This window comes from Microcoleus harperi Pol14_C6 (genome assembly GCF_036701295.1).
Lineage (GTDB): Bacteria > Cyanobacteriota > Cyanobacteriia > Cyanobacteriales > Microcoleaceae > Microcoleus.
Genome location: NZ_JAUBQN010000032.1, coordinates 14,473 through 33,045, shown reverse-complemented (window position 1 = coordinate 33,045; position 18,573 = coordinate 14,473). Strand labels below are relative to the sequence as shown.

Annotated in this window: 11 protein-coding genes; 2 read left to right on the top strand and 9 right to left on the bottom strand. The window is 47.1% G+C overall.

Going from position 1 to position 18,573, the window contains the following annotated elements; translation table 11 throughout:
* Positions 1 to 22 precede the first annotated feature (22 nt).
* The 5 genes from QUA27_RS19995 to QUA27_RS19975 all read right to left on the bottom strand — a co-directional run bounded on the left by QUA27_RS19995 (position 23) and on the right by QUA27_RS19975 (position 6,746).
* On the bottom strand, positions 23 to 187 hold the full coding sequence (locus QUA27_RS19995; protein ID WP_333069959.1) for a hypothetical protein: 165 nt from the start codon (positions 185 to 187) through the stop codon (positions 23 to 25).
* A gap of 11 nt (positions 188 to 198) precedes the next feature.
* Entirely contained in the window at positions 199 to 2,766 is a 2,568-nt protein-coding gene (locus tag QUA27_RS19990) for a PAS domain-containing sensor histidine kinase (RefSeq protein WP_333069958.1), read from the bottom strand.
* A gap of 354 nt (positions 2,767 to 3,120) precedes the next feature.
* Positions 3,121 to 5,367: a glycoside hydrolase family 57 protein gene (locus QUA27_RS19985; RefSeq protein ID WP_333069957.1), complete on the bottom strand. Its 2,247-nt coding sequence runs from the start codon at positions 5,365 to 5,367 to the stop codon at positions 3,121 to 3,123.
* Between the two features lie 213 nt (positions 5,368 to 5,580).
* The gene (locus tag QUA27_RS19980) at positions 5,581 to 5,817 is read right to left on the bottom strand and encodes a NifU family protein (RefSeq protein WP_333069956.1); all 237 of its coding nucleotides are present in this window, start codon (positions 5,815 to 5,817) and stop codon (positions 5,581 to 5,583) included.
* Positions 5,818 to 6,095: 278 nt separating this feature from the next.
* Positions 6,096 to 6,746 carry a DUF3386 domain-containing protein gene (locus QUA27_RS19975; protein WP_333069955.1) on the bottom strand — a complete coding sequence of 217 codons (651 nt, stop codon included), beginning with the start codon at positions 6,744 to 6,746 and terminating at the stop codon, positions 6,096 to 6,098.
* Between the two features lie 320 nt (positions 6,747 to 7,066).
* Here QUA27_RS19975 and QUA27_RS19970 point away from each other — a divergent pair, with 320 nt between their 5' ends.
* Positions 7,067 to 8,605, top strand: coding sequence for a PAS domain-containing protein (locus tag QUA27_RS19970; RefSeq protein WP_333069953.1), 1,539 nt, complete (start codon positions 7,067 to 7,069; stop codon positions 8,603 to 8,605).
* 307 nt (positions 8,606 to 8,912) lie between these two features.
* On the opposite strand, the gene QUA27_RS19965 is transcribed toward QUA27_RS19970, so the two are convergent.
* From QUA27_RS19965 to QUA27_RS19955, 3 genes are all read right to left on the bottom strand, one after another.
* Entirely contained in the window at positions 8,913 to 9,722 is an 810-nt protein-coding gene (locus QUA27_RS19965; RefSeq protein ID WP_333069952.1) for a GAF domain-containing sensor histidine kinase, read from the bottom strand.
* Positions 9,723 to 10,498: 776 nt separating this feature from the next.
* Complete coding sequence (locus tag QUA27_RS19960) at positions 10,499 to 12,394, bottom strand: ATP-binding protein (RefSeq protein ID WP_333069951.1); 1,896 nt, start codon at positions 12,392 to 12,394, stop codon at positions 10,499 to 10,501.
* 561 nt (positions 12,395 to 12,955) lie between these two features.
* Complete coding sequence (locus tag QUA27_RS19955) at positions 12,956 to 13,183, bottom strand: type II toxin-antitoxin system CcdA family antitoxin (protein WP_333069950.1); 228 nt, start codon at positions 13,181 to 13,183, stop codon at positions 12,956 to 12,958.
* Between the two features lie 327 nt (positions 13,184 to 13,510).
* On the opposite strand from QUA27_RS19955, the gene lepA reads away from it, so the two are divergent.
* Complete coding sequence (gene lepA / locus QUA27_RS19950; protein ID WP_006632512.1) at positions 13,511 to 15,325, top strand: translation elongation factor 4; 1,815 nt, start codon at positions 13,511 to 13,513, stop codon at positions 15,323 to 15,325.
* A 319-nt stretch (positions 15,326 to 15,644) separates the two neighbouring features.
* Here lepA and QUA27_RS19945 read toward each other — a convergent pair whose 3' ends face one another.
* Positions 15,645 to 18,137 carry a tetratricopeptide repeat protein gene (locus QUA27_RS19945; protein WP_333069948.1) on the bottom strand — a complete coding sequence of 831 codons (2,493 nt, stop codon included), beginning with the start codon at positions 18,135 to 18,137 and terminating at the stop codon, positions 15,645 to 15,647.
* Positions 18,138 to 18,573 lie beyond the last annotated feature (436 nt).

Below are 18,573 nucleotides of genomic sequence, written 5' to 3'. Positions count from 1 at the left end.
CAGGATTTCAACTAAGAACATCCTAACCGTCTGGCGCGGTTGCTGTAAAATATCCCAGCCAAAAAAGCCGCTTTTCGACCTCAAATCGCGCTTTTTGCCTCCTGTCCCCAAACAGCAGAAAAGGCTGAGATTGTTTGTCGATGACTCGATCGAACAATATGCACAAAATCAGTAACTTTGGGTACACCTGGGTAGTAATTAACTTTCAGTTGCAAGCCCCTCCCTGAGAAGTGGCAGACTTAAGAAAAAAGTGCTGCCCTCCCCCACAACACTCTCCACCCACATCCGCCCCCCGTGCTGCTGCACAATACTGCGACAAATAGCCAGCCCCAAACCAGTACCTCCCTTCTGGCGAGAATCAGAAGCATCAACCTGTTGAAAGCGTTCAAAGACCATCTCCAGTTTGTCTGGGGGAATGCCCCGCCCTTGGTCTTTCACAGCAATCACGATGTACCACGAGCTCGGAACTGGCAAGTGCGGATGCGCAGCGGCAGGCTCAGGAGATAACAAAGACGGAGACGACACCGACTTGTGCGCTGCTTTTTCTGCCAAATCCAGATTGTGGCTCAACTCCCCGCTCAGCCAAACCGTAGCGCCGGAGGGAGAAAATTTTATAGCATTACTGAGTAAATTTGTCAATGCTTGAATTAGCCGATCGGGAACAGCTTGCAATTGCGCCCCCACAGGCTTCACCGACAGAGTAACTCCCGCCTGCTGAGCCATTCCCTGCATCTCGTCAGCCGCCTGCAACATCAGCTCAGCCACATTGCAAGTTTGTTTGACGGCAGTGCTGTAACTCGACTCCATCCGCTCTAAATCTAGGATGTCGTTGACCAAGCGCACCAACCGGTCAGTGTTAGTGACAGCAATCTCCAGCATCCGCTTAGCTTTCTGGGGGTAAGCGTCAAGCAGGCCGCTGTTGAGGAGGCCCAGGGCACCGTGAATCGAGGTCATGGGCGTCCGCAGTTCGTGGCTGACAACAGAGATGAATTCATCTTTCATGCGCTCGACGGCAAGCCGCTCCGTGATATCTTTAAAAGTCACCACAGCTCCAATAATTTCGCCTTCTTCTCGCATGGGAGCGACAACGTACTCAACCGGAAAACTGCTGCCGTCTCGCCGCCAAAAAATCTCATCGGTGACGCGCCGCGCCTCTCCGTCTTCCAAGGTGGCTAAAATTTGAGAACTTACCCGGTGCTGCAGCAGTTTGCCCGCCTGCGGTGCGGCGCAGTGTGGGATAAGTTCAGACCCTGAATTGATGTCTGTTACAGGTGAGAGTTGCTGGATCGCCTTTGAGCCTTCTTTCTGTGAACGATGTAAGCTTTCATAGAGTGGTCGATCGATCAATTGCTTCGATTCACACCCAGCCATTCTCACCGCCGCAGGATTGACAAAAGTTACTTTCCCCTCTTTGTTCAACCCGCAAATTCCTTCTCCTGCGGAGAACAAAATCATTTCTGTTTGGTGGCGGAGTTGTTCAAAGGCTTTTTCGACTCGCTTGCTGTCGCTGATGTCGCGAGCGATTGTGGAAACGCCCGTTACCGCTCCAGTGGCGTCTTTAATCGGAGAAATCGTCAGGGACACATCTATTTGTTGACCGTCTTTCCGCAAGTGCACGGTTTCGTAATGGTCGATGCTTGCTCCAGCCCTAATATTTTCCAGAATTTGTGGCATTTCCTTGGGGCGTTCGGGTATGGCTAAAATCTCGATCGACTGGCCCTTGATTTCCGCGGCACAGTAGCCGTAAATCTTCTCGGCTCCTGCGTTCCAGCTCTGAATAGTCCCGGCGAGGGTTTTGCCTACGATGCCGTCGTCGGAAGACTCGACAATCGACGCCAAGCGCACGAGCTCGTCTCTAGTTTGCTTGTGTTCGGTAATGTCGCGACCCAAAATCACTATACTTTTGCGTGTGCCATCAGGGTGAAATACAGGTACTTTAATCACATCGTAGATTTTCACAGTACCGTCCGATCGGGGAATCACTTCTTCTCCTCTAGAAAGCTCACCTTTTTCCCACGCTTCTGTATCGCTCACCTCGCACGCCTGTAGGGCCTCCCGGTAAAAAATGCTGAGTTCTCCTAGCTGAGAATCTTTGAGGCTGCGGTAGTCTATTTTTTCTAGCTCGAACACTTCCAATATCGCTCGATTTGCCTCCTGCCACCTGCCCTCGCCATCTTTGAAGCAGACAATATCTGGCATGGCATTCATCAGCAAGTCGAGATAGGAGTTTTCTCGCCGTGCAGCTTCTACCTCCGCCCGCTTGGCGATTTCCCGTTGCAGGTTTTCGTTTGCCGTTTGCAGCGAGTCCTTTAACAAACTTTCTGTAAAAGTTCTTTCCTTAATTACTTCCTGAAGTTTGTGGAGTTCTAGGGACAGCTGCCTGCGCGCCAACAAATTTTCTACCCGCAAATGCAGTTGGGCAGGTTCGGCGGGAGTTACTATCAAATCGTCTATTCTGGGTTCTAGTGGTTTTGCCTGCTGCGAAAATGGCTGCTCAAAAAGAGCAGGCGTTTGGGACTTACTAACAAGCAAAAACGGTAAAAATATCGGCTCGGCGGCAGCTTTTAATGATTCTACCAGCGGCCCGATGCGATCGAAATTTGCCTCGTCGAGAATGCACAAGTCAAAAGCGATTTGGGGAATGGGAAATTCGGAGTTGGGATCTAAAGCGCGATCGAATACGAGCACCTCATGCTCGGTGTTGAGGTGGGCGATCGGCAAATTAAGTTGTTGCTGGCGATCGACCAAGAGTAAAATGCGGCTCATTAGTGTGTTAATTTCCCCATGACTAATGATATGATCTCCGGTAAATTAACTATTATATCTTTTGTAGCGAGGACTTAAATCCTCTTTTTTATGAGAAATTAAGCCCTCACTACAAACAAATGTTATAGCCTTAGATCGACCGGACGCGCTCGAAACGATCGAGGCATTAGGTAGCCAGAGTTGAAGCCCCAATTTAATATAATTTGATAATTATTTAATTGTTTGTTGGTTCAAGAAATGACTAATGACTAATTACTAATTTAGGGGGCGGGTTGATATTTATTTGGGTTGTCAGTTCTATGAAAGCTGGTGCAACCCGCCCCTACAGCCTCATGACTAATGACTAATGACTTTTTACGGCATTCCGATCGGAATCAAAGCATCTTCCGGCATACAGCTAGAGTAACGACTCCCTTCCGATAAAACCGCAATCAGCCTCACCTGCCAGTCGGGCATAATCTGCAAATCCGCCCAAGGCACTGCTACCTCCAAACATTTATCCACTCCCACTTGGGCGCGGCTAATGCGGGGCTCCCACCGATCGCCCTCTTCTGCTTCCTGAAACCAAATCGATTTCGTCAGCAAATTAATCTCTAACTGATGGTGGTACCTATAGTTTAGCGGTGCTTCGTCAGGCAAACCCGACAGCGGAATCAGACTGTTGTGCATCGTGCGATCGGGATAAAACCAGAACAAATTTAACTGCTGCGGGCAATCAATTCCCGGCCGCACCCCTACCTTGAAGTCGGCACGAATGTAAAAATTCAAGTGGTCAACCCCGTACCAAAGGCGCTGAATTGCCGAACTCCGGTGCATCGTACCCCTTGCTCCCCCAACTTCAATCCGGCCGGCTTTGTCCCAATCCTGTTCGTTGCCGATACCGTCAATCACCGGGTGAATAAAGCTCAGCGGCAGGTGGTCGCCTTGAACCTCGTGCACCTCTACTTGCCGTCGCACTTCCGGGGGTACGGGCTCGCCGAGAGCTTCGTAAATTCCCGCTACGTGTTCCCGAAATAGCTGGTCGAACATGGCGTCTTGGTTCGACGTGTGGCCTTCGCCAAACCACCAGAACCAGTCGGAACCTTCGGCAGCGTAAAGCGCTTCCCAAGCTTCTGGGTTGCTTTCTTCTGTGGCCTCTGGATGGTTGGCCAGCATTTGTCTGGCGGGCCCTAATATGTCCCAAGCGCGATTTTTCGCGGGATCGCCGATCCAAGTGGTCAGAGAACCGTCTACCCAGGAACCGGTGTGCAGTTGGGCTGCCGGAATTGTTTCGGTTGCTGGGAATTTGTCGAGAAATTCTGAGACGGTGACTAATTTGATATCTGGATTGTCGCTGAGAGTTTGATAGAGGGATTCTAAGAAGGGTTTGCCGTCTTGGGGATAGAATTCCCAGCAATTTTCGCCGTCTAGGGCGATCGTCACTAACCAGGGATTTTCTAAAGCGGTTTGGCCGTCGGGTTGTCGGTGTTTGAGAGTTCTGCCGATCGCTTCTAAGTGTCCCACTAAATCTGATGCTGCTTTTTCCGGTTCCATCGAACCGTAGGTAAACCCGATCAAGTCGGACAATCTGTGGTCTCTAAATACTATCGCTAAATCGCCGTCAGGAGTTTCTAAACGGTAAGGGCGATATAAGAATTCTGGTTCGTAGACATTCCCTGTCGCGTCGCGGTTGAAAAAGTGTTTAATTGTCCACCCCAATACAGCTTCGTCCGAGACTATCCATTTAAAGCCTTGTTTGGCAATGTAGGGCAAAATTTCCGGGCTGACTGCTTGTTCCGACGGCCACAAACCGCGCGGTTGGCAATCAAATCGGTCTTCATACATTTCCCAGGCTTTTCTCAGGTGTCGGGGAATATCTTCTTCCCACTGAAACCTGTGTTGTGGCAGCGTCATGTTTGGAATGGCTATGCGGCCGCCATTCGTGTCGGCAAGCAGCGGTAAAATCGGGTGGGTGTAGGGGGTTGTGGAGACTTCCAACTGTCCCTCAGCTTGCATTTTACGGTGCTGGGGAATGATGCGAGCGAGGATTTCTTTTTGTTTTGAGTAGATGTTTTTTCGGTCTACCAAACTAAAATTTTGTCCTTGTTTCAGCCACCCTGCAATATCGGGGTCGTCCCAAAACAGCGGGTCAATCCAAGCTAAATTGTGCCACGCCAGCAAGTCGCTAAAATCCTGCAATTTCCAGTTTGCCAAACACCACTGAATGCCTTTTTCCTGCCGCTGAGTGTAGAGTTGAGCGTAGCGGGGGTGTGGCTGAATCAGGGTGTGGTAATTGGCGTCAAAGAAGTGTTCTAAAATGAACTCTTGTTCTTCGATATTTAAAGTTTCTGCTGGCTTTAATGTCACCGCCAAGTAAGGGTCTAATGCTCTGTCTGCGATGCAGTCTTCTATCTGCAAAATCAAGGAGGGAACCAGGTTTACGGTTTGATGCAGTTTAGGATATTTTGCCAGCATTAGCACTAAATCCAAGTAGTCTTTGACTCCGTGCAAGCGCACCCAAGGCAGTCGGTACTGGGCGGCTCCTGCGCTAGCTGATACTCGGGATTTGTAGAGCGGTTGGTGTTGGTGCCAAATGAAGGCTACATAAAGAGGGTGAGACATTGAATTTGGTAATTGGTAATTGGTAATTGGTAATTGGTAATTGGTAAGTGGTAATTCGGATGAAGAATGAATAATGAAGAAGGGAAAAACAGCTATCAGCGTATCGTGAGTCCGGCAGCGCTAATCAAGATAATTGATAATGGGTCATTAATTAGTATGTCAATTTTCTAATGACTGCTGACTACTAACTAATGACTGCTGATTGCTGACTAATTACATTACCTGTTCGACTTCGGAAATTTCTGGGATGGCCTCGCGCAGGCGGCGTTCTATCCCCATTCTCAGAGTCATTGTGGAACTCGGGCAAGAGCCGCAAGCTCCTTGCAGCCTCAGGTGTACGACGGGGCCGTCGATTTCTACGAGCTCGACGTTGCCGCCGTCGGATATCAGGTAGGGGCGCATTTCATCGAGAACTGTTTCGACGTTATCTCTGGTTAGTGCTAGTGTCATATTTCGCCTCTGTGATGATTTCTTGCAGTTGATTTTGTTCTATTTGACTCAAGGACAGCATTCTCAACCCGGGCGGGATTTAAGAAACCGGGTTTTTTGATAAAATACTTAGGCACTCAGGTGAGTCCGCGGCAGGAAACCCGGTTTCTGTCACGCTGATGCTCGATCCCAATTAGCTCTCTGGTTCGATCGTAGCGTTACTTGCTGCCAAATCAAGTTGATTCTGATACGTTATCCAAAAAACCCGTTTTATTTAAGAAATTGGGTTTTCGATCGCGCTACACTACTGCTGGTTCTAGCAGCTTGACGTTGGAGTAGTTGAACTCGGTTGTTGTCAATTGACCTTTTTCTTTCGCTCGAACTACTTGCTTGGTCATGACATAATAGTCGCCTATCTTCTCAAAGGTATCTTCAAATTCGAGTTCTCTGATGATTTCGTCTGTTTGGGGGTTGCGGAAAACGGCATCGTAGTGAGTCGCCAAAGAACCTTCGGGTGTCTCTAAGCTTTTGTGCGTGTCAATTACGAAAGCCATACGGCCCATCACCCGGCTGACTTGACAAATTGAGAGACCTCGGATTTTATAATTCGAGCCCATTGAGTCCCCTTGCACCAAGATGTCCACAGCGTCGGTGCTGTCCTTCTCGCCCAGGGTAAAGCTATTTTTGCCGTGAGATTTTTCAAAGGTCGAGCGTTTGCGGTGGGTGACAATATCGCGCATTTGGGTGTAGACGCTTTGCTGCACTTCTTCATCTTCGATGCCGCTGATTTCCACGCTCATGTCGGGTTTGATGGAAACATGACCCTTATATACTTCGTCCCCCTGTTTGAGTTCAATATCGGCACTGTAACCGGGAAAATTGGCATCCCAGGTATAGCGGTGTTCGTAAGCAGCGCGAAACAAATCGCGAGCGTTGGCTTGCTCTGTCATAAATCCCTCTTTCTCTTGACACCCATCTAGTTTAGCTTAACCGCGAGAAGCCCCACATTCACTGGGTAGGGGAGTTACCCGCACTCTTGGCGAGCACTTTTTGGGGGTGCTGCTGGGCTGGCAATTAGGGCGCAACAAGAATTTACTGTCTCTATCGGTTGCTATGATTTGAAAATAAAGTCCCAAAATGCCTGGTTATTGAGAGCGCGATGGGTCGATCGCCACCTACCAGTCTTTGCTATGGGTTATGTTGAAAAAACTTGTGTCCGCTTTTTAGGGGTTGCACCCGCAGGCAACTATTAGATTCCCCCCTTAATAAAATGCTAGAAACTGTCTACAAACACTTAGAAACATTGCAGGAACAAGCTAGGGAATTGCCACACCCCCAACAGGCAATTTTTACAAAAATTTTGGAAGATTTATCAAATTCTATACAAGAAATGGCAGGCAGCCGCTTGTTTGAAAGCGCCACAAATAACGCCGCAAAGCTGGTTGAGATTGAAAAAAATAATCGCCTTTTGGAACGCACTGTAGCCCAGCAAGTAGGGCAAATCAGACAGCTACGGGAGCAGTTGGAAAAACAAATCAGCCAGCATCGCAGGGACAATCAAGCATTAACTAAAAGTGAAGCAAAACTGCAAGCTATGCTGCGTAATTCTCCCGATCTAATTAGCATTGTTGGCTCAGACGGGCGAGTTCGATACCACAGCGGAGCCCTACAGCGGCTTTTGGGTTACAATCCAGAAGAAAGAATTGGCAAATTTCACGGCGAGTTAATCCATCCAGACGATTTGCTGGCTTGGCAGACGTATTTTGGTAAGTTGTTAGAATCTCCAGGAATTGGGGTAGCAATCGAATATCGGAAACGCCACGCTGACGGTTCTTGGATCTACATGGAGTCGATAGGTAACAGTTTGCTTTACGATTCTAGCGTGCAGGGAATTATAATTAATTCGCGGGAAATAGGGGAACGAAAGCAAGCCGAAATCGCAGTCCGAGAGTCGGAGCTCCACTACAGAGTTATGTCGCAAATTACTTCGGATTTTGCCTATTCTTTTAAGGGACTGCCCGACGGCAAGTTCGCCTGCGAGTGGGCGACAGAAGCTTTTGAGCGCTGCACGGGTCGCTTTCCTGAAGAATTAGAATCGTTTGGTTGGTGGAACTCCGAACTCGTTCATCCCGACGACAGGGAAATGTTAATTAAGCAATTAGAAGGCTGTACTTTCAGCCGCACTGGAGCTAATGAGTATCGCATTATTAATCAAAAAGGCGAGGTGCGCTGGGTGCGTGACTACTGGCAAGTGGTGTGGGACAAAACTGCTGAACGGGTTGTCCGTTTGTGGGGCGCTTGTCAGGAAATTACCGATCGCAAGCAAGTAGAATTGAAACTACAACTCGTTAACCAAGTTTTGCAAGCCCAGATAGCATCGGCGCCGCTGGCGATTAACTGTACGAGCAATGACGGCCATACCGTTGTTTGGAACCGCGCCGCCGAACAACTTTTTGGCTGGACTGCTGCTGAGGTTTTAGGGAAACCTTTACCGAATATTCCTGAAGGCCAAAAGCAAGATTTTTACGCGCTGCTAAAGTCTGCGTCTAATGGCAAACCGCAAAACGGTTTGGAAATATCTTTGTTGAAAAAAGACGGTAGTTCGATCGATGTTTGGCTTTGGGCCGCACGCGTGCGAGATGCGGGCGGTCAGACTGTCGGCAATATCAACATATTTTCCGATCTTTCAGAACGCAAGCGCATAGAGGAAGAACGCCAAAAACTAGCAGCGATGAAAGATATGGAGGAACCTTTTTGGGCGCGATATGTCAGCCCTCCAAAAACTCCTAAAAAAAAGGGCAGTGGGTAATTATATCAAGCACAAGTTAAAATCATTAAAAGTGCGAAAGTGCAATCTTATGCGTGCAATATCCTTTCCGGTCAAATAACCTATTTGATGGGAGTTGTTCCAGCGGACATAATATGATAAATACACCGCGCTACTACGTGTAGTAGTTGCTATGCTGTACTGTGTAAAACTATAATTCCCTAAAAATAATTGATGGACCAGCTACCGAATTTATTTAGGGAATCTATCGATAAAGTATCAGCTTTTTCCTGGGTAAAAATTGTTTGCACGGTAAATATTAGACTTGTTAAATACGCGACTAGAAGGTTTACTGATGCCCAGATTTTTCCTGACTCCTGAAAGTGGCTAACTCTGCGTGAGTTTGGCAAGCTTCACTTAACTCAATGTAATCTAAGATATTGGAAATTACCTGAGAAAGGTGGATAGCCGAACGGTGAGCTTCTTCGATAAAATCTCTCTCCTCTATGGGATCGTCAGCTTGGTCGTCTATGGTTAGTTGTAGATAGCCGATGATGTGATTTAGGGGAGTGCGGAGCTCGTGGGACGCCTTCAACAAAAATTGCTTTTTGAGCTGGGATAGTCCTTGTACTCGCTTGCTGCGCTCTTGGTAGAGGGTGGCGAGGGCGATCGCACTTCCTACTTGCTCGGCGAGTTCTTGTGCGAATTCGATCTGGCATTGAGTCCAAGGTCGATCGGTCTTACCCTTCCCCGACGATCGACCTTTGCACTGATGCAAGCTAATTATGCCGTTAGGTTGCTCTTGGTAAGCGGTAGCCACCACTAGCAGCGACTGCGGTCCAAAAGGGTCATTGGCTGCAAAGGAGTCTACTACCACTGGTTCGAGGGTGGCTAGAGCTTGAAGGAAATGAGGTGCTGCTGTGAGCGAGATTTCCATTCCCAGCATGGGTAAAAATGGTTCTTGGCAGTATTCAGCAGCTACTTTGACTTGCAGGTTAGAACTTTCATAGGGACAAATGATGCAGCGGCTGACGCCTAGTGTTTCTCCCAGAGTGTTAACTGTTTGCTGCCAGATGGTATCGATATCCAAGGTTCGACGAATATTTCTGCCAATTTGGAGTAAAAGCTTTTGCGATTGAGCTGATATTTGCTGATTCATAGCAACCCTTTTTCTACTAGACTGGCAAAAGTTTACCACTCCGGCAACAGAGCAGGAATTTACTCAATTTGCCAGCCTGCGGCTGTCCCACTTATGAATTACGTAATTCTACTTAAATATTGCCACACGCTTTCAAAAATTACTAAGTAGTTGGGCTGTCTTTACAAGATCTTTACGATCTGCACATAGAACGGAGAGCGTCCTTTATGCAACAGTTTTCTTAACAATCCTTTACAGTAGGGGATTCGGAAGCTGAATCAGTCCTAAAAGCAGGCATTAAGTTCTTGTAAAGTTGGCGGGTTGTGGGGGTTTAATAGGAGGTGTGAGCTGCCAGCCGATAGATTAAAGATGAGCTGTTATCCGTAGCCCCCGGATTTGATTTATGCCAATTCTGGGTGGGGATCGGAAGTGGCGTGGGTGATCGATAGCAGTCCAAAACTCCCAAGGAGGGAGCTTGGCGACGGATAAAAGTCAAAATTTATACGCTGGTGGGCGATCGAACTGTGTTTGTAGGATAATTACCAATTATCGATGACTTTTATTAAGGCAAAAAAATTCACAAATACAGGAATATAGCAATTTTTAAGTGAGTAAGGTACAGTTTTGTAATTGGTAAGAAAGCTTCCGAGTGCCTCACGAAATTTGAGAACTGCTATAGCTGTTTTTTGCTGCTTCCGGGTTTTTTCTTGCTTCTTACTTTTTGCTGATTCCTGATTTAGGCTTCCTGATTCCTTCAACGTGCGGAGGAGAAAATATTGATGATTGATTACCGATGATTAATTTTTAAATAGTGGTTCTTGATAAAGGGGTACAGTAAAAGTAACCGTAGCTCCGAGTCCTTCCCCCATACTGTAAAAATTTACTGTACCCCCCATTGCTTCTACCAGTTTTTGAGAAATAGCCAATCCCAAACCGGTGCCGCCGTATTGTCTGGTACGAGCGCCATCCACCTGAAAAAACGACTCAAATAATTTATCTTGCTTGTCGAGAGAAACCCCAATGCCAGTATCAGCGACTCGGATTTTCACCATTCCGGGGAACTGCTGGTTGTGAACAGTCACCTTTTTCTTAATAACCTCAGCACTGATGCGAATTCCCCCTTCCCCAGTAAATTTAATCGCATTGCCCGTGAGGTTCAAGATTACTTGAAGCAGGCGTTGGTAGTTGCCGTACACAATAATCTCGTCCTCCACAGAAGGTTTTTGGATTTGAAATTGCAATCGCTTTTGCTCGACTTGAACCCGTGTAAAATTCTCAACTTGTTGCAACAGTTCGCCGAGTTTGACAGGAGCGAGGTCTAACTCCATTTTGCCAGCTTCGATTTTAGCGATATCCAAAATATCGTTAATCACATTGAACAAATGTAATGCCGATCGGTAAGCTTCTTCGATAAATTGGTGCGCTTCTTCGGGGTCATCTGCCATGCCGTCCACAAGTAGTTTTAAGAAGCCGAGGATGCCGTTGAGGGGGGTGCGGAGTTCGTGAGAAGTATTAGCAAGAAATTGACTTTTAAGTTGGGAAAGAGCTACGGCTTCGGCGCGTGCCTGTTCTAATTCTTGGTAAAGTGTAGCGTGGGCGATCGCACTGCCGACTTGAGCGACTAACTCGCGGGCGAATTCGAGTTCGACATGAGTCCATTTTGGGGAACTGCCGCAGCGGTGCAAACATATCAGTGCATTGGGTTGGTCTTCATAAAAGGTAGCTGCTACGAGCACGGAATGGCGGTGGAAGGGATCTGCGGCGGGGGAGGCGTAATCGACTGCTACTGGTTTTAAGGTGGCTAAAGTTTGAATCCACCCTGGCTGTTCGGCTGCGCGCAGTTCTAATCCCAGCATAGAAGAGTAAGCTTCTTGGCGGTATTCAGCTACTACTTTAAAAGTTTTCGATTGGAGATTTTCGATTTGAGATGGGGAAAGCGGGGGCGAGGAGTCCTTAGCTATTGACTGTTGTAATTCGGCTGCTGCGGTCGAATTCTGCTGATTTTCCGAGGCAAGGAAGGGAGAAGTTTCGAGATTTTCGCTGTCTTGTTTGTAAGAACAGATGATGCAGCGACTCGCGTTCAAAACTTGACCTAAGCTGTTAACAGTTTGCTGCCAAATTGTGTCTAAATCGAGGGTTTTGTGCAGGTTTTGAGCAATTTGGGAGATGATTTTGCGGTCGATTTCCGAGTAGGGAGGGAGCGATCGACCTGGGATACGGCTCGCTGGAAGTGGCATTTGTTGGCGGGCGTCCAACGGGGATGGCAAAGCTGGATAGAGCATGAATTCTGGAGAGTCTGGCCGTCTGTCTGTGGGTTTGTCAGACAGCAGCCTTCCCATAACTAAGACTTTTGCAGCTTTGCCGTTTGAGTCGATCGCCGGAGTAAGTGTCAAATCGAAGAGAAAATATTGTCCGGCGTGGCCAAATGGATAGCTGAACCGTTGCGGTACGAGGGTTTCGAGCACCCGCTGCAGGATATCTAGATAAGGCCCAGGGGGGATGGGTTGCAGGGTTTCGCTGAGGGGGCGATCGACAATTTGTTCTGCTGTAAGGTTGTACTGTTCGGCTTTTTGCCAATAAAAAGATAGATATTTACCAGAGCCGTCTTGGGTAAATACTAATTCTGCCCCTAACTCTTGAAAAAAGGCTGTAGAGGCGAGGCTCGATCGCCGAAGATCTGTGTTAGAGTCCATCAGAGTAGGGGATGAAAGTAGTTCTAATTTTGGAGTATTGAGTTTTTAATAAAGAACTCAATACTCCCCAGTGTTTGGGGCTTCTACTGTTAATTTGTGAGTTATTAATCCAAAAAGTTGTTGGCTTTTTAATTAAAACATTAATCGCTCAACACTCACACTTTGCAAAAAGTTTATGCTTCTACTATTGACTTTTGAGTGATTAATTAACTCATATAATATTAATTATTTAATTCTGAACTCAACTCAAAACTCAACACTATTCGTTCTCAGCCGTTTTGGGTAATTAAGAAATAAAAATTTAGATTGAGGAATTAGGAATCTGCACCGATTAACGATCTAGTTTGAAAATTACGCCAAAATCTGAGGCTGCCAACAGCTCAACTCTGGGACTGGCTCAGGCATTTTTTCTGTCACCTTGAATAGTTCCTAGGTTGTCAGTTAGCCGAGTTAACTCGCCCACAACCTGTAGCTTTCGCCACGAAATCTGCAGGAGATCGTCCGCGCGCTCTAAATTTCACAGCCTGCTGATTTGCGCGCGCCATCTGGGGCGAGAGCAGCTCAGTCGTTCCATTCACCACGCGGCGGGACTGGGGGGTTGCGGCGTAAACTCAGAGCCAGCTCGTCTTCGCGGCGCTCGCCTCTGAGCCACTGCTTGATTGCTGTTTCAATGACTTTGCTGGGGTCATTCGTCAAGTGCTTAATTTGGTCTAGCAGTTCCGAATCTATATGGATAGATAGTTCCACTTTTTCTGACGAACTGTGGGAGGGTATACTTGGCTGGCTCATAGTTAAAAAATCCTAGTTTTAATTCTTAAGTTTCAATTCTTTTCATGACAACCGACTGGACTAGATATTTGCAGTCCCTGATTTGCACCCCACCTTTCCTCAACCGCTTAACAGCTTTCTGTACAATGAGACAGAGAAAAGTTTTTTCCTTTTGGGTGTCCGACCGAACCCGGACACTTGAATGGTAATAACTGATACTCTTGAGGTTTGCCTCAGTTGTGGTTTCATCTCAATCCCCAGTAAGAGGTTGAAGTAAGCACTCTACTCTTGCTTGTGTGATCATACAACAAAAAGTATCCTTTGCCGATTAGCTCTTCGATAAAAAACATGACTAACGTCCCTGTATCTCGCATTCGCAATTTTTCGATTATTGCTCACATCGACCACGGAAAATCGACCTTGGCCGATCGCCTGTTGCAGGCGACTGGGACTGTGCAGGCACGGGAGATGAAGGAGCAGTTTTTAGACAATATGGATCTCGAACGCGAACGCGGCATTACGATCAAGCTGCAAGCGGCTCGGATGAATTACACTGCCAAGGACGGTCAGGAGTACGTGCTGAATCTGATTGACACTCCCGGACACGTGGACTTTTCTTACGAGGTGTCGCGATCGCTCGCTGCTTGCGAAGGGGCGCTGCTGGTGGTAGACGCATCTCAAGGCGTGGAAGCACAAACCCTGGCAAATGTCTACCTTGCCTTGGGAAACAATCTGGAAATTATTCCAGTTTTAAATAAAATTGACCTGCCGGGGGCAGAACCGGAACGGGTAAAAGGGGAAATTGAAGAAATTATCGGTCTGGACTGTAGCGGGGCGATTGAGGCTTCGGCTAAGGAAGGAATTGGTATAGATGAGATTTTGGAGTCGATCGTCGAATTGGTGCCGCCGCCGCAGGATACTGTTGATAAACCGCTGCGGGCGCTAATTTTTGACAGTTATTACGATCCTTATCGGGGGGTAATTGTGTATTTCCGGGTGATGGACGGAAGTGTCAAAAAGGGCGATCGAGTTTTGTTGATGGTTTCGGGTAAGGAATATGTCATCGATGAATTGGGCATCCTTTCACCGACTCAAGTTCAAGTAGACGAACTGCACGCGGGGGAAGTTGGTTATCTGGGCGCGGCAATTAAAGCCGTAGCTGATGCTCGCGTCGGCGATACGATTACTTTGGTCAAAAAGCCGGCACCGGAGCCTTGGCCGGGTTATACAGAAGCAAAACCGATGGTTTTTTGCGGCTTGTTCCCGATCGATGCTGACCAATTTCCCGATTTGCGGGAAGCTTTAGAAAAACTCGAACTCAACGATGCGGCGCTTTCTTACGAACCGGAAACTTCGAGTGCGATGGGATTTGGTTTCCGCTGCGGTTTCTTGGGTTTGCTGCACATGGAAATTGTGCAAGAAAGACTGGAGAGAGAATACAATTTAGATTTGATTGTTACTGCTCCTTCTGTGGTTTATCAAATCACAACAATTAAAGGAGAAGTATTAACAATCGACAATCCCAGCCACTTGCCCGATCCTCAGTATCGCGAGAAAATTGAGGAACCTTATGTGCGGGTAGAAATGCTGTCGCCGGAAACTTATGTGGGCGCGCTGATGGAACTGTCTCAAAGTCGGCGGGGCATTTTTATGGATATGAAGTATCTGAGTCAAGGCAGAACTACGCTGGTTTACGAGTTGCCTTTGGCGGAAGTGGTGACTGACTTTTTCGACCAGATGAAATCGCGATCGCGCGGTTATGCGAGCATGGAGTATCACCTCATCGGTTATCGCGAAAATCCGTTGGTGAAAATGGACATTTTAATTAATGGCGATCCGGTTGATGCTTTGGCGATGATCGTACACCGCGATAAGGCTTATAATGTGGGCCGCGGATTGACGGAAAAACTCAAGGAGTTGATTCCTCGCCATCAATTTAAAGTTCCGATTCAAGCAACAATTGGTGCGAAGGTGATTGCTTCCGAACACATTCCGGCTTTGCGGAAAGATGTGTTGGCGAAGTGTTACGGTGGCGATATTTCGCGGAAGAAGAAGTTGCTGCAAAAGCAGGCGAAGGGTAAGAAGCGGATGAAGTCTGTGGGTACTGTGGATGTGCCGCAGGAGGCTTTTATGGCTGTGCTGAAGCTCGATCGAGATTCGTAATCTGTGTGGCTTTTTGTCAGGAACAGGCAAGATGCCTGTTCCACAAAGAGTTCTGTTTTTTTGTAGTTGTTTGCGATTACCTAGAACAGGCAAGATGCCTGTTCCACAAAGAGTCTGTTTGATTGTGGGATGGGCATCTTGCCCGTCCCTGTGGGGGCCCAGAAACTGGTTTTTTTTACGAAATACTTCGTTACACACCGTAAATTCGGTAAAAAACCGGGTTTCTTTGAGTGAGATTAAGAGCAGCGATCGCACTTGCTGAGATTAAGGGCGATCGCACATTACCCGATATTAAGGGCTATTCAAATAGCCAGTTACTTTACAAAGCATCTAATGCCTGTAACCGATCTTGACAGCGTTGCGACCAATCAGTCTCGCTAAGCTCATCATAAAGGTTCTTAGCTGAGCGATAGTGGAAAATTACATCTGGTATTTGACCCAATTTCAGAAGGGTTTGAGCCAGCATATAGTTAGCATTGGCAGCATTTTGTTTCTGTTCTAGCTGTTCTGCTAAAGCCAAAGCAGGCAAAAAATACTCAACAGCTTGTCGATTGTGGCTGAGGTCATAATGGAAGCTACCAAGATCGTATAAAGCGCTTTGTTCTCCAACTCGATCGCCTAACTCTCTAATAATTGACAGTTGCTCGGTATAATAAGTCACAGATTGAGCATTCTGTCTGAGCTTTTTGGAAATACTACCAAGCCAGCCTAAAGTTTCTCGTTGAGCACTGCGGTCATTAATGGTTTGAGCTAAGGCTATTCGTGTTTGGAAATAATTCAAGGCTAATTCCCATTGATTGACCTCGCGGTAATCACACCCCAGCCAAGCTAAAGCTACACTTTCCATTGCTGTATCTGCTAGCTGACGGGCAATTCCTAACATTTGGGTGTGAGGCTCAATGGCTTTCTGGTACTCACCTTGATTGTAATAACTTTTACCTAAGTTTTGCAGCGCCCAACCTATACCCGATTGGTCGTTTAGTTCTTGTAAAGATTGCAACTGTAATTTATACAATTCAATTGCTTCCGGGAATTCTTGGTCAGAAAGCAGACTTTCACCTAGCTCTTTTAGCTGTGTTTGCACATAGGAGATCCAATGCTGTTGACCTGTTGCCAGAAATAGCTGGTAAGCTCGATTGAAAGCGTCAATTGCTTCTCGTCGTCGCTTTAGCTTGGCTAGAGCCATTCCTGAAAAGAAATAAGCTTGAGCCGCCGTATCTCTGTCTCCAATAGCTTCAGCGATAGTTAAACTTTGCTGATTTAGTTCAAGAGATTGTTGATAGTTTTGGATGTTGAAATTGCAGTTCGCTAGGCACAATATAGCATGGGCTCCTCCAGAGCGATCTCCTAACTCTTGCAAAATGGCTAACTTTTGTTCGTGTAAGGCAATCGCTTTAGGGTACTGCTTTAGAGAACTGTAACTCTGGCCCATGCTGCCTAAAGAATAGGCTTCATTAGAGCGAGTACCCATTTGCCTTGCGATCGCTAAACATTGCTCATGCAACTCGATCGCTTTCTGGTACTGCCCTAGTGAATGATAGCTATTGCCTAGACCGCCCAGAGCTGACCTTTCCCCAGACAGATCGTTAATCTCTCGTGCGATGACCAACTGTTGCTCCCTAAACTCAATCGCCTTCTGGTACTTGCCTAGCGAACTGTAGCTACCGCCCATACTCCCCAGAGCATCTCCTTGACCTCGGCGATCGCCAATCTCTCGCGCGATCACCAATTGTTGCTCATAGAACTCGATCGCTTTCTGGTACTGTCCTAAATAATGGCAGCCATTACCCAAACCAGCCAAGGCACTAGCTTCTTCCTTGCGACTGCCTATTTCCCTTGCAATTGTCAAATCTTGCTCATAGCACTCAATGGCCTGCTGGTACTGACTTAAATTGGAATAGCAATTACCCAAGCCGCATAAAGCACTAGCCTCTCCCCATCGGTCATTAATTGCCCGACTGATCGCCAACCGCTGCTCGTTGCACTCCATTGCCCGTAAATACTGACCTAAAGCAGAATAGGTCGCCCCCAAAAGGCCCAGAGCACCACCTTCACTACTGCGATCGCCAATCTCTCGTGCGATCGCCAACCATTGCTCATAGAACTCAATTGCTTTCTGGTATTGCCCTAAATTGTGGTAGCTCTGGCCCAAATTACCCAGAGCATTTGCTTCCCTGGAGCGATCGCCAATCTCTCGCGCGATCGCCAAGCATTCCTCACTGTACTCAATAGCCTTGTGGTACTGCCCGAGGGAGTTGTAGTTAGCATTTAGATTGCCTAGAGCAGCGACTTCCCTTTGACGATCGCCAAGTTCTCGTGCAATTGTCAAGCCTTGTTCGCAGAACTCAATCGCTTTCTGGTATTGTCCGAGATACCAGTAGCTATTGCCCAAGCCAACTAGCGCAGCAGCTTCTTGCGTGCGATTGCTTGTCTCCCGCGCGATCGCCAGCGTCTGCTCGTAGAACTCAATAGCCTTCTGATACTGTCCAAAAGAAGAATAGCAATTACCTAAAGCGCCTAGATCAGCAGCTTCCCCAGCCCGATCGCCTATCTCTCGATGAATAAATAGCGATCGTTCAATGTACTCTATCGCTTGCCCGAATTGGCTCAAGTATTGGTAAATAGCACCTATACCTAACAGGGACTCAGCTTCTCCTTTGCGGCTATTAATTCGTTGTGCAACTTCTAAAGCTTTTTCATACTGTTCCTTAGCTTGAGTATACTTGCTGCGATCCTTATAAATATTTCCTAGTGCGATATAGTTCCCCCAGTCGGTAGAACTACTCGGTTGTTTGGGTTGCGAATCCGACATTTTTTACCTCCGATACCTACAAATAATCAGTTTATTCTGTTAAAATTAATATCTACTTACTTCTATTTGTTTATCCAACGATCGCCCTAACTTTTATGCAAAAATTAGCTATTGATTACACCAACAAAAATTTTGCATAGCAAAGCTTTAGCCGATCGCACTCACAAAGAGCTCAGTCCGCAGAAGGCGCATTGCTGCCTCCCATTTATATATCAGGGGCAAATCCAGAAAATTATGCAAAATCCCAGAACATAAATTAAAAAAATTACTGGCAGTGGCCGAAACTAGAGTCAAAGCGAGAAATTTACCAAAGTTCAGCCTTACTCCCCTGTCGGGTAGCTAACTATAGTCAGTGACGGCTCAAAAACCCTCCCACAAAAGTTTCGACTTGTAAATTGCATTACTTGCGCTTCGGCATTCACTTATCATACGCTAG

What these genes read in the sequence shown, in the direction of transcription:
- QUA27_RS19990 (WP_333069958.1), bottom strand. Translation starts at nt 2,766, where the DNA reads ATGAGCCGCATTTTACTCTTGGTCGATCGCCAGCAACAACTTAATTTG.
- QUA27_RS19985 (WP_333069957.1), bottom strand. Translation starts at nt 5,367, where the DNA reads ATGTCTCACCCTCTTTATGTAGCCTTCATTTGGCACCAACACCAACCG.
- QUA27_RS19980 (WP_333069956.1), bottom strand. Translation starts at nt 5,817, where the DNA reads ATGACACTAGCACTAACCAGAGATAACGTCGAAACAGTTCTCGATGAA.
- QUA27_RS19975 (WP_333069955.1), bottom strand. Translation starts at nt 6,746, where the DNA reads ATGACAGAGCAAGCCAACGCTCGCGATTTGTTTCGCGCTGCTTACGAA.
- QUA27_RS19970 (WP_333069953.1), top strand. Translation starts at nt 7,067, where the DNA reads ATGCTAGAAACTGTCTACAAACACTTAGAAACATTGCAGGAACAAGCT.
- QUA27_RS19965 (WP_333069952.1), bottom strand. Translation starts at nt 9,722, where the DNA reads ATGAATCAGCAAATATCAGCTCAATCGCAAAAGCTTTTACTCCAAATT.
- QUA27_RS19960 (WP_333069951.1), bottom strand. Translation starts at nt 12,394, where the DNA reads ATGGACTCTAACACAGATCTTCGGCGATCGAGCCTCGCCTCTACAGCC.
- QUA27_RS19955 (WP_333069950.1), bottom strand. Translation starts at nt 13,183, where the DNA reads ATGAGCCAGCCAAGTATACCCTCCCACAGTTCGTCAGAAAAAGTGGAA.
- lepA (WP_006632512.1), top strand. Translation starts at nt 13,511, where the DNA reads ATGACTAACGTCCCTGTATCTCGCATTCGCAATTTTTCGATTATTGCT.
- QUA27_RS19945 (WP_333069948.1), bottom strand. Translation starts at nt 18,137, where the DNA reads ATGTCGGATTCGCAACCCAAACAACCGAGTAGTTCTACCGACTGGGGG.